The organism is Bradyrhizobium sp. SZCCHNGR1005, assembly GCF_032489995.1.
In the GTDB taxonomy this organism is placed as follows: Bacteria; Pseudomonadota; Alphaproteobacteria; order Rhizobiales; family Xanthobacteraceae; genus Bradyrhizobium.
Genome location: NZ_JAUEZC010000002.1, coordinates 945,249 through 959,752 on the forward strand (window position 1 = coordinate 945,249; position 14,504 = coordinate 959,752).

Annotated in this window: 12 protein-coding genes; 7 read left to right on the forward strand and 5 right to left on the reverse strand. The window is 63.4% G+C overall.

All coding sequences use genetic code 11. The features are described from left to right. The first annotated feature begins 75 nt into the window (after positions 1-75). Entirely contained in the window at positions 76-2,556 is a 2,481-nt protein-coding gene (locus QXZ85_RS10450; RefSeq protein ID WP_316174039.1) for an adenylate/guanylate cyclase domain-containing protein, read from the forward strand. Positions 2,557-2,595: 39 nt separating this feature from the next. Here the strand turns inward: QXZ85_RS10450 and QXZ85_RS10455 are convergent, their stop codons facing one another. Next, on the reverse strand, positions 2,596-3,057 hold the full coding sequence (locus QXZ85_RS10455; RefSeq protein WP_409977769.1) for a MarR family winged helix-turn-helix transcriptional regulator: 462 nt from the start codon (positions 3,055-3,057) through the stop codon (positions 2,596-2,598). Between the two features lie 271 nt (positions 3,058-3,328). On the opposite strand from QXZ85_RS10455, the gene QXZ85_RS10460 reads away from it, so the two are divergent. The 5 genes from QXZ85_RS10460 (at position 3,329) to fahA (ending at position 8,944) form a co-directional block, all read left to right on the forward strand. Continuing rightward, positions 3,329-4,966 (forward strand): FAD-dependent oxidoreductase, encoded by a 1,638-nt coding sequence (locus tag QXZ85_RS10460; RefSeq protein ID WP_315761755.1) that lies wholly within the window; start codon positions 3,329-3,331, stop codon positions 4,964-4,966. Positions 4,967-4,975: 9 nt separating this feature from the next. Then, positions 4,976-5,215 (forward strand): DUF2783 domain-containing protein, encoded by a 240-nt coding sequence (locus tag QXZ85_RS10465; protein ID WP_315701957.1) that lies wholly within the window; start codon positions 4,976-4,978, stop codon positions 5,213-5,215. Positions 5,216-5,225: 10 nt separating this feature from the next. Continuing rightward, positions 5,226-6,185, forward strand: coding sequence for an MBL fold metallo-hydrolase (locus QXZ85_RS10470; RefSeq protein WP_315701956.1), 960 nt, complete (start codon positions 5,226-5,228; stop codon positions 6,183-6,185). Then, positions 6,182-7,528, forward strand: coding sequence for a homogentisate 1,2-dioxygenase (gene hmgA / locus QXZ85_RS10475; protein ID WP_315731333.1), 1,347 nt, complete (start codon positions 6,182-6,184; stop codon positions 7,526-7,528). Before QXZ85_RS10470 ends, hmgA begins: the two co-directional genes overlap by 4 nt. Before the next feature lie 141 nt (positions 7,529-7,669). Then, positions 7,670-8,944 carry a fumarylacetoacetase gene (fahA, locus tag QXZ85_RS10480; protein WP_315731335.1) on the forward strand — a complete coding sequence of 425 codons (1,275 nt, stop codon included), beginning with the start codon at positions 7,670-7,672 and terminating at the stop codon, positions 8,942-8,944. Between the two features lie 77 nt (positions 8,945-9,021). Here fahA and QXZ85_RS10485 read toward each other — a convergent pair whose 3' ends face one another. Beyond that, positions 9,022-9,498 (reverse strand): Lrp/AsnC family transcriptional regulator, encoded by a 477-nt coding sequence (locus tag QXZ85_RS10485; protein ID WP_316174040.1) that lies wholly within the window; start codon positions 9,496-9,498, stop codon positions 9,022-9,024. A gap of 121 nt (positions 9,499-9,619) precedes the next feature. Between QXZ85_RS10485 and hppD the strand changes: the two genes are divergently transcribed. Beyond that, entirely contained in the window at positions 9,620-10,738 is a 1,119-nt protein-coding gene (gene hppD / locus QXZ85_RS10490; RefSeq protein WP_315701952.1) for a 4-hydroxyphenylpyruvate dioxygenase, read from the forward strand. 30 nt (positions 10,739-10,768) lie between these two features. Here hppD and QXZ85_RS10495 read toward each other — a convergent pair whose 3' ends face one another. The 3 genes from QXZ85_RS10495 to QXZ85_RS10505 form a co-directional block, all read right to left on the reverse strand. Beyond that, positions 10,769-12,082 (reverse strand): hemolysin family protein, encoded by a 1,314-nt coding sequence (locus QXZ85_RS10495; protein ID WP_315731339.1) that lies wholly within the window; start codon positions 12,080-12,082, stop codon positions 10,769-10,771. 163 nt (positions 12,083-12,245) lie between these two features. After that, positions 12,246-13,259, reverse strand: a complete 1,014-nt coding sequence (locus QXZ85_RS10500; protein WP_315701950.1) for an MBL fold metallo-hydrolase — start codon at positions 13,257-13,259, stop codon at positions 12,246-12,248. Between the two features lie 81 nt (positions 13,260-13,340). Beyond that, positions 13,341-14,372 carry an amidohydrolase family protein gene (locus QXZ85_RS10505; RefSeq protein ID WP_315701949.1) on the reverse strand — a complete coding sequence of 344 codons (1,032 nt, stop codon included), beginning with the start codon at positions 14,370-14,372 and terminating at the stop codon, positions 13,341-13,343. Positions 14,373-14,504 lie beyond the last annotated feature (132 nt).

The following is a 14,504-nucleotide window of genomic DNA, read 5'->3' on the forward strand; positions in this document are numbered from 1 at the left end:
GACGGCTGCCGACGGGTTTAGTCTGTCATGGGGCACGGATGCGCGAGCCCTTGAAGGACAGCGCACGAGGATCGGATGAACGGGGTTGAGCACTGCGGCACGGCATTGCGCCAAAGCCTGTTCTCAAAACAAGGCCTGTTCGCCAAATATGTGGTTGCGCTGGTCGGCCTCGTCGTATTCGTGCTCGCGGTCAATGGCGTTACCGAGACCTGGATCAGCTATCGTGCCATCAAGGCCAGGCTGGTCGGCGCGATGTCCGAGAAAGCCGATGCTGCGGCAATCCGGATCGAGCAGGCGCTGTCTGACCTCCAGCGTCAGGTCAGTTGGGTCACGCGGGCGAGCGCCACCAAATTGGAGGATCGCCAGGCCGACTATATGCAGCTGCTGACGCAGGTGCCGGCTGTCACCCAGCTCTATCAGATCAATGGCGAGGGCCGCGAGCAGCTTCGAGTCTCGCGCACCGCGATCCTCAAATCGGCCGGTACGGATTTTTCGCGTGATCCGCGCTTCACTGAAACTGTCACCCGCGGGATGAGCTTTTCGTCCATCACGTTCCAGGGCACGCAGCCTGTCATGTCGGTCGCGGTTGCGCATTCCGGCTTCAATGCCGGCGTCACGGTAGCCGACATCGATCTCGGCTTTCTCGAAGATTTCGTGACCGATGCCCAGGTCGGCAAGGTCGCCGTTGCCTATGTGGTCGATCCACGCGGTCGGGTGTTGGCGAGCTCTACGAACGGGCCTGCTGTCGGGCAGGATGTCGCCAAGCTGCAGCAGGTGGCGGCGGCGATCGGCCCGCGCGGACACCCGGTCGCGTCAGGAGCCGATGCCGACGGCCGGGCTGTGCTCACCGCAGCGTCGGTGCTGCCGAAGCTCGGTTGGGTCGTGCTATTCGAGCAGCCGACGATGGTTGCATTGGTGCCGGTCCGCGATCAGCTCCTGCGCGGCGCGCTCTTGATCGGGCTTGGCCTCGTGGTGGCCATGCTGGCCGGCACCGTGCTGGCGAGGCGCATGCTGGTACCGGTCACGGCGTTGCGCGCCGGCGCGCGCCGGCTCGGCGCCGGGGACTTCAGCCATCGCATCGAAGTGCATACCCGCGATGAGCTGGAGGAGCTCGCCGAGCAGTTCAACGGTATGGCGGCTCAGCTCGCCGAGTCCTATTCCGAGCTTGAGGCGAAGGTGGAGGAGCGCACGCGCGAGCTTGCGCAATCGATCAACGAGCTGAAAGTGCTTGAAGAGGTCGGCCGAGCGGTGGCGTCCTCGCTCGACGTCAACGCAGTGCTGCCCACCATTGCCAGCCGCGCGCTCGAGATCACCCATGCCGATGCGATCCTGATCTATTCCTATGATGCCGCGAAACGTCAATTCGAGCTGGTGGAAGCGACGGGCATAGACGAGGTGCAATGGGCTGAACATCCCGTTTTGGCCGAGGATGACGCCCTGCTGGGCGATGCCGTGCGGACCGGCGAGCCGATTGCGATCGCCGATCTGGCGGCTGGGCCGGATCGGCCGCTCCGTGATGTTGCGCTCACGGCTGGTTTCCATGCGGTGCTGTTCACGCCCCTGGTCGATCAGCAGGGTGTGGTCGGCGCACTGGTTGTCTTACGGCGCGCCGCTGGCCCGTTTGCGCCGAACCTGATCGGCCTGGTACGCACCTTCGCGCACCAGGCCGTGCTCGCCATGCGCAACGCGCGGCTGTTCAGCGAGGTCGATCAGAAGGGCCGCGAGCTCGCGCTCGCCCACGCTACAGTGCAAGAGCAGGCCGCCAAATTGCAGGAGCAGACCGCGCAACTGCGCGAGTGGAATAGGTCTCTGGAAGAGCGCGTCGAGAAGCAGCTCGGTGAGATCGAGCGCATCCGGCGGCTCGAGCGCTTCCTGGCGCCGCAGGTCGCCCAGATCATTGCGTCATCCGATGGCCACCATGCTCTGCTCGAAAGCCACCGCCGCGAGGTGACGGTGGTGTTCTGCGACCTGCGCGGCTTTACCGCCTTTACCGAAACCACCGAGCCGGAAGAGGCGATGGATGTGCTGCGGGACTATCACGCTGCGCTCGGACAACTGATCTTCCGCTACGAGGGCACACTGGACCGCTACGCCGGCGATGGCGTCATGATCCTGTTCAACGCGCCGATCCCGTTCGAGGATCACACCAAGCGCGCGGTCAGGATGGCCGTCGAGATGCGAGACGAGATCGGCCGTCTCACCGAGCGTTGGCGCAATCGCGGCCACAGTCTCGGCTTTGGTGTCGGCATTGCGCTCGGCTATGCGACGCTGGGTCAGGTCGGCTTCGAACATCGTTTGGAATATGCCGCGATCGGCAGCGTGACCAATCTTGCCTCGCGCCTGTGCGACGAGGCGAAGGCCGGGCAAATCATCGCATCCCGGCGTGTCTATGGCATGGTCGAACCCTGGGTCGAAGCGGTGCCGATCGACGATCTGCAGCTCAAGGGCTTCAATCACCCGGTGCTGGCGATGGAGATCTTGCGCTGGCGCAACGAGGTGGAGAACGTGATCGACGTCTCCGCTGCGGCGACGGCGCGGCGGAAACCGTCGTCATAAACGCCTACGTCGCTCCGCTCTGCGTCATGACGGCGCCGGTCAATACGCTTCCTTTGCGTCGGCTTCTTCGCTGGTCTGGATCAGGTCGAGGCTCTCCTCGACCTTTCCGATCAGGCTATCGAAAATCTTGCGCTCCTGATCCGACAGGCAGGACATGATCTCGCGTTCTCTCCGCTGCAAACGGGGGATCAGTTCCTCGTACAGTGTCTTGCCCTTGCGGGTGAGGCGAAGCCGGAACTCGCGGCGATCATCGGCATTTTCGACCCGTTCGATCAGCCGCCGCTCCAGCAGCGTCGTGACAGCGCGGCTGATGGTGGATTTGTGCGTGCGCGTGCAATGGGCGACATATTGCGCACTGCAGGCATCGCGGCGGAAGCCCAGCGTTGCCAGCACCCGCCATTCCGGAATGTCGAGACCGTAACGCTCGCGATATTCGCAGGCGAGCGCCGCGCTGACTTCGGCGGCGAGCCGATTGAGCCGGAACGGCGTGAATTTGAACAGATCGAGCCGCTCCGATCGCTGTGGCGTCGCGACATCGCGTGTTGCCTCGGTGGTCTTCGCCTGTTGCCGGGCGGGGCTCACGGACGATTTAGCCAAGACGTGCTCCAATTTTTTGAGTTGACGCGGCCGAGGCCGTCGGGTGTAAGATAGTTGCAGATGCGACTATATGGCAAGATGCCGGTTGCGCATCGTTGGAAACGTCAAAAACCACTTCGATAAGAACGCCGGCGACAACGGCGGTCGCAAGACAGGCGAGCAGGGCACGCGAGCTATGGTGCAGGCCAATTCGGCAGAGACCACGAGCAAGGCCAAGGTTCAATTCGGCTATCGGCGCCATCCGGACCAGGATAGCGGCGAGCCGGCCGAACATCCGGTCGTGGTGGTCGGCGCCGGTCCGGTCGGCCTCTCCTTTGCGATCGACTTGGCGCAGCGTGGCCACGCGGTGGTGCTGTTGGACGACGCCGACCGCATCGGCGAGGGATCGCGTGCGATCTGCTTTTCCAAGCGGGCGCTGGAATATTGGGATCGGCTCGGCGTCGGCGACCGCATGGTCGATAAGGGCGTGGTGTGGAACGTTGGTCGGATCTTCCACGGTCCTGCAGAGCTCTATCAGTTCAACCTGCTGCCCGAACCGGGCCACAAGCGTCCGGCGTTCATCAATCTGCAGCAGTTCTATGCCGAGGCCTATCTGGTCGATCGCGTCAACGAACTGCCGGCCATCTCGCTGCGCTGGCGCAACAAGGTCACCGCGCTCGAGCAGAGGAACGATCATGTGCTGCTGACGGTCGAGACGCCGGATGGGCCGTATCGGCTCTCGGCGCAGTATGTCATCGCCTGCGACGGCGCGCGCTCGACGCTGCGCCAGATGGTCGGCGCCGACTTTTCCGGCAAGGTGTTCGAGGACCAGTTCCTGATCGCCGACGTCAAGATGGCGGCCGATTTTCCGACCGAGCGCTGGTTCTGGTTCGATCCGCCGTTTCATGCCGGACGCTCGGCGCTCTTGCATCGGCAGCCGGACGACGTCTGGCGCATCGACCTGCAGCTCAGCCGTTATGCCGACCCTAACGTCGAGAAGCAGCCCGAGAACGTGCGGCCTCGGATCGCGCGGATGCTGGGCCACGATGCGTTCGAGTTCGAATGGATCTCGCTCTACAAATTCCAGTGCCGACGGATGGAGCGGTTCATCCATGGCCGCGTCATTTTCGCAGGCGATGCCGCGCACCAGGTCTCACCGTTCGGCGCGCGCGGCGCCAATTCGGGACTGGAGGACGCAGAGAACCTGGCCTGGAAGCTCGATCGTGTGCTGCGCGGCTTCTCACCGGCAACTCTGCTCGAGACCTATCACCTGGAGCGGAGCGCGGCAGCCGACGAGAATATCCGAGAGTCTACGCGCGCGACCGATTTCATGGCGCCGAACTCGCATCAGGAGGCGCGCCTGCGCAAGATGGTGTTGGCGCTCGCCAAGGAGACCGAGTTCGCCAAGCGCATGGTCAACGGCGGCCGGCTCTCGGTGCCCTCGGTCTATGACACGCCGCTTTCGACGGCTGATGCCGAGTTCTGGCAGGGCGGATCCTGCCCCGGCACGTCCATGGCGGATGCGCCGCTGCGCGATTCCGAGGGTCGTCCGCTGTTCCTGACCGACGCGTTCAGCTCAGCGGGGCGGGGCTTCACGCTGCTCTCCTTCGAAAACGGTTGTGCCGCCGATGACCTGCCGGACGACATGGGCGCGATCAGGATCGGCGGCGCACGCGGCTTGATCGACGCGGAAGGCTTGGCTCGCACGCGCTACGGCGCCGATCCCGGAACGTCCTATCTGCTGCGGCCGGACGGCTACGTCGCCGCGCGCTTCCGGCATCCGACGCGCTCCGCGATCGAGGCCGCGGTGGCGCGTGCAGCGGGATTGAATTGAGGTGGGCGCATGACGCTTTCGACCAGCTCCAATTTCAGCAAACCAGACGACGCCTTCCGTGCCATCGTCGAGGCGCATCGCGGCCTGTCGGACATCGAGAGCGCCGATCTCGATGCCGCGCTGGTTCTCATTCTGGCCAACCACATCGGCGACATCGGCGTGTTGCGCGAGGCGATCACGCTCGCCAAGCGGCGCACGATGGAAGCCGGTCAGCAACAACAGGCAGCCGCACCGGAGCTGCAGAGATAGGGAATCCATGATGGCGAAAGGCTTTGCATCCACCGGGGACCTCGCGGAGAAAAAGGTCACCTTTTCCGAGATCGGTCCTGATCTCTACGCGTTCACCGCCGAAGGCGACCCGAACTCGGCGGTGATCGTCGGCGACGACGGCTGCATCGTGTTCGATGCGCAGGCGACGCCGGCAATGGCGAACAAGGTGATCGAGCGTGTCAGGAAGGTCACCGACAAGCCGATCAAATATGTCGTGCTCTCGCACTATCACGCCGTCCGCGTGCTCGGCGCCTCGGCCTACCACGCGCAAGGCATCGTTGCCTCGCAGGAGACCTATCGGCTGATCGCCGAGCGCGGTCAGCAGGATTGGGATTCCGAATATGGCCGCTTTCCCCGGCTGTTCCAGGACGCGGAGAGCATTCCCGGCCTGACCTGGCCGACGCTGACCTTCGAAGGCGAAATGTCGATCTATCTCGGCAAGCGCGAGGTGCAGCTGATCCAGATCGGAGCCGGACACACCTCGGGCGATATCGTCGCCTGGGTGCCGGACGCCGAGGTGATGTTCTCCGGCGACCTGATCGAATATCACTCCGCCTGCTATTGCGGCGACGCTTACTTGCGCGAATGGCCTTCGACCTTGAACGAGGTGCTGGGCTTCAACCCCAAGGCTATCGCGCCCGGTCGTGGTGACGCGCTGAAGGGCACCGCGACCGTACGCGAGGCGATCGCGATGACCCGTGACTTCGTCGGTTCACTCTATGGTGCAGCGGAGATGTCCGTCGCCAAGGGCCGCAGCCTGAAGGAGTCGATGGCGGCGACGCGCGAGGTGATGGATCCGAAATTCTCGAGCTTCGCAATCTACGAGCATTGCCTGCCATTCAACGTGTCGCGCGCCTTTGATGAGGCGAGTGGCATCGAAGAGCCCGTGATCTGGACGGCGGAGCGCGATCGCGAAATGTGGGCCCGCCTGCAAGGAGACGCGTCATGAACATCAACACCGCGCCTGGCAAACTGAACCAGGCTTCGTCGCAGATCACGCCGGGCTATATGTCCGGCTTCGGCAATTCGTTCGAAACCGAGGCGTTGCCGGGGGCCTTGCCGATCGGGCGCAACTCGCCGCAGCGCTGCGCCTACGGCCTCTATGCCGAACAGCTCTCCGGCTCGCCATTCACAGCGCCGCGGGGGGCCAATGAGCGCTCGTGGCTGTATCGCATTCGTCCCTCGGTCAAGCACTCCGGCCGCTTCGCCCGCGTCGAGGCCGGGCTTTGGCGCACGGCCCCCTGCCACGAGCAGGAGATCACGGTGCAGCAATTGCGCTGGGATCCGACGCCGATTCCCGCAGGCGAGGTGACGTTCCTGCAGGGCGTGCAGACCATGACGACCGCGGGCGACGCCGCAACGCAGGCCGGCATGGCGGCGCATGTCTATGTCATCACCAAGTCGATGGTCGATCAGCATTTCTACAATGCCGACGGAGAGCTGATGTTCGTGCTGCAGCAGGGTAATCTGCTGTTCGTCACCGAGTTCGGCCGCATCGACGCGGAGCCGGGCGAGATCGTGGTGATCCCGCGCGGGGTCAAGTTCCGGGTCGAGCTGCCGGCGGGCGCTGCACGCGGCTACCTCTGCGAGAATTATGGCGGCGCCTTCACCTTGCCTGAACGCGGACCGATCGGTGCCAATTGTCTCGCCAACGCACGCGACTTCCTGACTCCGGTGGCGTCGTACGAAGACAAGGACACGCCGACCGAGCTCTATGTCAAATGGGGCGGCGCGCTGTTCAGGACCGAGCTGCCGCATTCGCCGATCGACGTGGTCGCCTGGCACGGCAACTACGCGCCCTACAAATACGACCTGCGCACCTTCTCGCCGGTGGGCGCGATCGGTTTCGACCATCCCGATCCATCGATCTTCACCGTGCTGACCTCGCCGTCGGAGACGGCGGGCACCGCCAACATCGATTTCGTGATCTTCCCGGAGCGCTGGATGGTGGCGGAAAATACGTTCCGCCCGCCCTGGTATCACATGAACATCATGTCGGAGTTTATGGGCCTGATCTATGGCGTCTATGATGCCAAGCCGCAGGGCTTCGTACCCGGCGGCATGAGCTTGCACAATTGCATGTTGCCGCATGGCCCGGATCGCGAGGCGTTTGATCATGCCAGCAATGGTGAATTGAAACCGGTCAAGCTCACCGGCACCATGGCCTTCATGTTCGAGACGCGGTTTCCGCAACGGATCACCAGGCATGCCGCGGAGTCCGGCACGATGCAGGAGGACTATGCCGATTGCTGGAACGGTCTGGAGAAGCGGTTCGATCCAACCAGGCCGTAGCCATAAATCTCGTCGTCATTCTCGGAGCGCCGCGTTATCAGCGAGCCCGGAATCCATAACCACGGTCGTGCGTATGGATTCCGGGGCCGGCCCTGTCGGGCCATGCCGGAATGACGAGAGAGAGTCAGTAGGATTATGACATTGCCCCATCCCAACGATCCCTCGCTCCGTTCTTTCATCCCGGTCGATCCGGCCTCCGACTTCCCGATCCAGAACCTGCCCTATGGCGTGTTCTCGGCGGCCGACTCGCCGCAACGTCGTATCGGCGTTGCCATCGGCGATTTCGTGCTCGACCTCGCCGTGCTCGAGAGCGAAGGATTGATCGACCTTGCGCCGGCTTATGACGTGTTTGCGCAGGACTCGCTAAATCCATTCATGTCGCTCGGGCCCGCGGTCTGGTCGAAGACGCGGGCACGGATCAGCGAGCTGTTGCGCCATGACAATCCGGAGCTGCGCGACAACAAGGCGCTGCGCAGCCGCGCGGTGCTCGCCCGCGCCGGCGTGACGATGCACCTGCCGTTTCACGTGTCCGGCTACACCGATTTCTATTCGTCGAAGGAACACGCCACCAATGTCGGCGTGATGTTCCGCGGCAAGGACAACGCGCTGCAGCCGAACTGGCTGCACATGCCGATCGGATATAACGGTCGCGCCTCGACCGTTGTCGTGTCGGGCACCAAGGTGCAGCGTCCGCGCGGACAGCTCAAGCCGCCCAACGTGGACGTACCGAGCTTCGGTCCCTGCAAGCGGCTCGATTTCGAACTGGAAATGGGCGTCGTCATCGGCCAGTCCTCGAGCATGGGCGAGATGCTGAGCGAGTTGCAAGCCGAAGCCATGATCTTCGGCTTCGTGCTGCTCAACGACTGGAGCGCGCGCGATATCCAGCAATGGGAATATGTGCCGCTCGGGCCCTTCCAGGCCAAGGCATTCGCGACATCGATCAGCCCGTGGGTGGTGACGCGGGAGGCGCTGGAGCCGTTCCGCGTGGCGGGGCCGAACCAAGAACCGACGCCGCTGCCCTACCTGCAGCAGAAGGGCGCGCAGAACTACGATCTCGAGCTCGACGTCTCCTTGCGCGCTCCCGGCATGAAGGCGGCGCAGACGATCTGCCGCACCAATTTCAAATACATGTACTGGTCCAGCGTGCAGCAGCTGATGCATCATGCATCGAGCGGCTGCGCCATGAGCATCGGCGACCTGTTAGGAAGCGGCACCATCTCCGGTCCCGAGAAGCATCAGCGCGGCAGCCTGCTGGAGATCAGCTGGAACGGCACGGAGCCGGTTGAGCTTGCTGATGGCATCAAGCGCTCGTTCCTGGAGGACGGCGACTCGCTCGCCATTCGCGGCTGGTGTCAGGGCGACGGCTATCGCATCGGATTCGGCGAGGTTGAGGGGACGGTCGCAGCGGCCGGATGAGCCCCGTCATTCCGGGTTCGCTCATTTCATTCGCGCCCCGGAATGACGGTTGCAGTATGAACCGTTACTGGATGACCTCAACGCGCGATCGCCCGCAGGGGCAGCTTCGCGCTTTCCTTCAACCGGTCGAGCACGATCGACGAGCGCACATGGGCGACGCTCTGGTGCGGCATCAGCACGTTGTTGACGATGTCGGACAGGCTCTTGAGGTCGCGCAGCACAGCCTTGAGCAGGTAATCGGCATCGCCGGTCAGCGCATAGGCTTCCTGGATCTCCTCGACCCGATTGACGAGTGAGCGGAATCTCTTGGCATTGTCCGGCGAATGGGTCGCGAGCGTGATCTGGATGAAGGCGATCAGCTCGAAGCCGAGCGCCGCACCCGCAAGTTCGGCGCGATAGCCGGATATCACGCCCTCCTCCTCCAGCCGCATCCGCCGCCGCGAGCACTGCGAGGCGGAGAGCCCGGCGATGTCGGCCAGCTCCTGGTTGGTGAGGCGGCCGTCGTCCTGTAGGGCGGCCAGGATCTTGAGATCGAAGGCGTCGACTGAAATCATGCATCAATCCTGCATCCAATGCACGGATCGTGCACATCCGGCCGAAAATGGCAATCGTTTGCACGCCCCGTGCAGGTCCCGTGAGCCAGGATGCCTGATCGACATTTGGGAGAATCCGCCGATGGGTCCGTTTCCGCACGATGCGCCGCCTGCCACGATCTCGGCCGACAATCCGATGGGCACGGACGGGTTCGAGTTCGTGGAATATGCGCATCCGGAGCCCCCGCAACTGCACGCCCTGTTCAAGCTGATGGGGTTTGTGCCGGTTGCCCGCCACAAGACCAAGGCGATCACGTTGTATCGCCAGGGCGACATCAACTATCTGGTCAATGAGGAGCCGGGCAGCCATGGCTGCAGCTTCGTCGCCGAACACGGCCCCTGCGCGCCGTCGATGGCGTTCCGGGTGGTCGATGCGAGGGCCGCTTATGATCGCGCAGTCGCGCTCGGCGCGGAGCCGGCCGATGTGTTACCTGCGCAGAAGACGCTGGATGTGCCGGCCATCAAAGGCATCGGCGGCAGCCTTCTGTATTTTGTCGATCGCTACGGCGCCAAAGGCTCGGCCTATGATTACGAATTCGATTGGCTCGGCGCGCGCAATCCAAGCCCGACCGGCGCGGGCCTCTATTATATCGACCACCTGACCCACAACGTGCATCGTGGCCGCATGAATGTGTGGGCCGGCTTCTATGAGAAGCTGTTCAACTTCCGCCAGATCCGCTTCTTCGATATCGAAGGCCGCGCCTCAGGCCTGTTTTCGCGGGCCCTGACGAGTCCCGACGGCAAGATCCGGATTCCGATCAATGAGGACGCCGGCGATTCCGGGCAGATCGAGGAATATCTGAAGCTCTATCGCGGCGAGGGCATTCAGCACATCGCCTGTGGGGCGCGCGACATCTATGCGACGGTAGAGGGGCTGCGGGCCGCCAGCCTGCCGTTCATGCCGTCGCCGCCCGCCACCTATTTCGAAAAGATCGATAGCCGGCTGCCGAAACATGGCGAGGATGTCGCCCGCCTCAAAGCGAACGGCATCCTGATCGACGGCGAGGGCGTCGTGGACGGCGGGCACACCAAGGTGCTGCTGCAGATCTTCTCGGCGAACGCGATCGGACCTATCTTCTTCGAGTTCATCCAGCGCAAGGGCGACGACGGCTTCGGCGAGGGCAATTTCAAGGCATTGTTCGAGTCGATCGAGGAGGATCAGATCCGTCGCGGCGTGTTGAAGGTCGAGGCGGCGGAGTAGATCTCGATCAAAACCGACCCCGCCGCAAATCTACGCTGCCGGCGGCGTACCGTTCTCATCCTGCGGAAGCCGCATCGCCAGGATCTTGTCGATGCGGCGGCCATCGAGATCGACGATCTCGAAGCGCCAGCCGTTGAGATCGAAGCTCTGGCCCACGTGGGGAACGCTGCCGAAATGCTGCAAAACGAGGCCCGCTATCGTGTGGTAGCCGCGATGTGGCGGCACCTCGATCGACAATAGGTCGGAGAATTCATCGAGCGGCATCCAGCCCGAGATCAGGTATGAATCGTCTGCCCGCCGAACATAGGCGGGTTCGGGTGGCCCCTCTTCGGAGGTGAAGGCGCCGACGATCGATTCGAGAATATCCGCGGCCGTGACCACCCCGTCGAAGGCTCCGTATTCATCATGTACGAGCCCCATATGCACGGGCGAGCCCTTGAGAATCGCGATCACATCGCGGGCATCGACGCTCGAGGGAATGATCGGCACCTCGCGCACCAGGCTGCGCAGATCGGGTGTTTCGTCGCGCAAATAGGCCGCGAGCAGGTCCTTCGCCTGTAGCACGCCGATCGGACGGTCGCGCTCGCCATCGGATACCGGCAGGCGCGAATGCGGGCTCTTCGCCAGCAATTCGCGGATTGCCTTGGGATCATCGTTGAGATCGATGACGTCGACCTCGGGCCGCGGCGTCATGATGGCGCCGACGGGACGATCGCCGAGCCGCATCACACCGGCGATCATCTCCTTCTCGCCGGGTTCCAGCACGCCTGCCGTTTCCGCTTCGCGCACCAAATGATGGATCTCCTCCTCGGACACTTTGTCGTCGGAAACGCCGCTGCGGCCGAGCAACTTCAGGATCAGCTTGCCGGAAACATCGAGCAGCACGACCAGCGGCAGCGAGACTTTTGCGAGCAGCTGCATCGCCGGCGCGACCCTGACGGCAACGGCTTCGGGATCGCGCAGCGCAAGCTGTTTTGGCACCAGTTCGCCGACGATCAAAGTCGCATAGGTGATGCTGGTCACGACAAGGCCGACCCCGGCGATGTCTGCGAGCGACGGCGACAGGCCAAGGTCGAGCAACCACTGTGTCAGGCGCTGGCCGAGCGTGGCTCCGGAAAACGCGCCCGAGAGCACGCCGACCAGTGTGATCCCGATCTGGACCGTCGACAGGAACTTGCCGGGATCGGAGGCCAGTGTCAGAGCGCTCCGTGCGCCTCGGATGTTCTTCTCGGCCAGCAGCGCCAATCGCGCCGGACGCGACGAGACGATCGCCAGCTCCGACATCGACAGCAGGCCGTTGATCACAATCAGGACGATGACGATCGCAAGTTCAACCGAGAGCATGGGAGCCTTCGTTGCGCCGATACGGCGGGAATCGATCCTGGCTCCCTTATATAGGATCGCGGCCGCCGTTTCGCGCCCGAATGCCGGCTGGCGACCGCATCAAGCGAACCTCGGAAGCGGAGCACGAGGAGATTCCAAGTTTCGATCAACTCCCCCGACCGTTTCACACGACCATCAGGTCCTTTGCGACGATGATCTTGCCCTTGAAGTATTTTGCCGCCCCCTCGCGCCAAGTGTCGTCGGCAATGCTGTCGAGCGGGGGCGTGAGATGCGACATGATCAGCGTTTTGACGCCCGCTTCCTGCGCGATACGACCGACGTCCTCCGATGGCGTGTGATCGGCTTTCATATGCGCCATGAAGTCATCGAACTTGACCGGCTGCCCTTTGGCGATTTCCGCTTTGACGTAATTCTCCACGGCTGGAACGTACATGGTCTCATGCACGAGCACGTCGGCGCCCTTGGCCATCACCGCGATCGCCTCCAGCGGCGCAGTGTCGCCGGAAAAGGCGATCGAGCGGTCCTTGAAATCGAAACGATAGCCGAGCGCCGGCTTTACCGGCGGATGCTCGACCACGATCGAAGAGACCTTGACGTTATCGTCCTGCATCACCGGGCCGGCGCCGGAGATTTCCTTCACACTGATTTCAGTTAGCGGCTTCGCGTGGAAGTCCTCAGCCCAGAAATCGACAGTCTGCCTGTAGGCGCGCAGGAAGTCCTCCGTCATCTGCTTGAGCGGTGGCGGACCGTAGGCGCGAACGTCGGGCGACAGACCGTGTATCCAACCGACGATCAGTAACGGGCCGTATTCGATATTGTGATCGGCATGGTGGTGGGTGATGAAGATAGACCGAAGCGCACTGAACGGGATACCGGTGTGTGCGTATTGATCCGTGACCCCCATGCCGCAATCGAGCACATAGGCCGAGCCGTTGCTAAGCATGACGTGCGAGGTCATCCGCCGAGAGCGGCCGGGCACCGGACCGGCGCCGGTGCCGAGCAGCACCAGCTTGGTGCCTTTGGCGCCTTTCAATGCGGCCTGGGCCTGTTGCGGTGTCCAGCGCGGTCCAGCTGTCTGTGCGGCCGCCGGGGAGGCCGTGCTCAAGGCAGGCGCCGCGGCGAGCCCGGCAAGGACATGACGGCGCGAAAGCCCAGGCAGGCGTGAGGTGTTGGTCACGATTTCTCTCCTTGCAGGCCTGACGTTTGCTGTTCTCTCTGCTCTGGTTGGTCGATGCGGCTCCGATCGATTGAAGCGGGGCTATAGGCGCAAGATCTTCTCGGCGTTGCCGTGGCACACCTTAGCGCGCGCGATTTCGCTGATCGGCGCGGATTCGATGAAGGCTCCGGCGGTCGTCGAATCCTCATAAGGATAGTCGACCGAGAACATCACACTGTCTTCGCCGAGCGCGGCAATCGCGCCGACCAGCGCATTCGGATCGCAGACGCCGGACGTGGTGATCATGATGTTGCGCCGGATGATGGTGGAGGGCAGATCGTCGCGCGGAAGCTTTTCGCCCAGCTCCATCTCCCAGCGGCTATCCAGGCGCCAGAGCAGGTGAGGCAGTGTCTCTCCCATATGGCCGAGGATGATCTTCAACCGCGGAAAGCGCTTGAAAGTACCGGCGAAAACGAGCCGCAGCGCGTGCGCCGCGGTGTCGGCGGTCCAGGCCCATACCGGTCCGTCGAGCTCAGGCCGGCCCGCAAACATCGCAGGTTGGTCGGCGAGTTGGCCGGGATGGAGGTACACCGGGACATCGAGGTCGTGCACGCGCTCCCAGAACGGCAGGTACATGTCGGCGTCGAGATAGTGCCCGGCGGTCTGCCCGTTGATGAGCGCGCCTTTGAAGCCGAGCTCCCTGACCGCGCGCTCCAATTCAGCTCCGGCGGCGACGCCATCCTGTGTGGGAAGATGGGCAAAGCCCGCGTATCTGTGCGGTCGCTTCTGTACTTGCCGCGCCAGCACGTCGTTGGCCTCGCGCGCGAGGCGAATTGCCAGATCAGTATCCGCGACCGCCTGAACGCCCGGCGTGGTAACCGACAGCACGGAAAGTTCGATGCCCGCGGCGTCCATCGCCTCCAGCCGCAGCTGGTCGAAGTCGGCGAGGCGGCGTTCGATGTCCGCGAATAGCGTGTCGCTCCGAGTCGGCCTCGCGACGTATGTCTTGGCAAGTTCGGGGGTCGAATAGTGCTCTTCGAGGGCGATCTTACGGATGGGTCGCGTAGCCTTGGTCTCGGCGCTGAGCCCCTCGGTCACCGCAATTCGCCCATCGCTCCGGCGGAGGTCGATCATGAGCAGGTGGCCCCGTCATCCGCGAGCCCGCCGCAGTGAGTGCCGTTTGTCGATGACGTCATCTCGGCTGGCCTTGCTGCATCAAGATCTGCAAAGGCTGCCACGTCCCTCCCTCGCGGCGTTGATCTGGAT

What these genes read in the sequence shown, in the direction of transcription:
- QXZ85_RS10495 (WP_315731339.1), bottom strand. Translation starts at nt 12,082, where the DNA reads ATGCTCTCGGTTGAACTTGCGATCGTCATCGTCCTGATTGTGATCAAC.
- hppD (WP_315701952.1), top strand. Translation starts at nt 9,620, where the DNA reads ATGGGTCCGTTTCCGCACGATGCGCCGCCTGCCACGATCTCGGCCGAC.
- QXZ85_RS10460 (WP_315761755.1), top strand. Translation starts at nt 3,329, where the DNA reads ATGGTGCAGGCCAATTCGGCAGAGACCACGAGCAAGGCCAAGGTTCAA.
- QXZ85_RS10470 (WP_315701956.1), top strand. Translation starts at nt 5,226, where the DNA reads ATGGCGAAAGGCTTTGCATCCACCGGGGACCTCGCGGAGAAAAAGGTC.
- hmgA (WP_315731333.1), top strand. Translation starts at nt 6,182, where the DNA reads ATGAACATCAACACCGCGCCTGGCAAACTGAACCAGGCTTCGTCGCAG.
- QXZ85_RS10465 (WP_315701957.1), top strand. Translation starts at nt 4,976, where the DNA reads ATGACGCTTTCGACCAGCTCCAATTTCAGCAAACCAGACGACGCCTTC.
- QXZ85_RS10450 (WP_316174039.1), top strand. Translation starts at nt 76, where the DNA reads ATGAACGGGGTTGAGCACTGCGGCACGGCATTGCGCCAAAGCCTGTTC.
- QXZ85_RS10485 (WP_316174040.1), bottom strand. Translation starts at nt 9,498, where the DNA reads ATGATTTCAGTCGACGCCTTCGATCTCAAGATCCTGGCCGCCCTACAG.
- QXZ85_RS10505 (WP_315701949.1), bottom strand. Translation starts at nt 14,372, where the DNA reads ATGATCGACCTCCGCCGGAGCGATGGGCGAATTGCGGTGACCGAGGGG.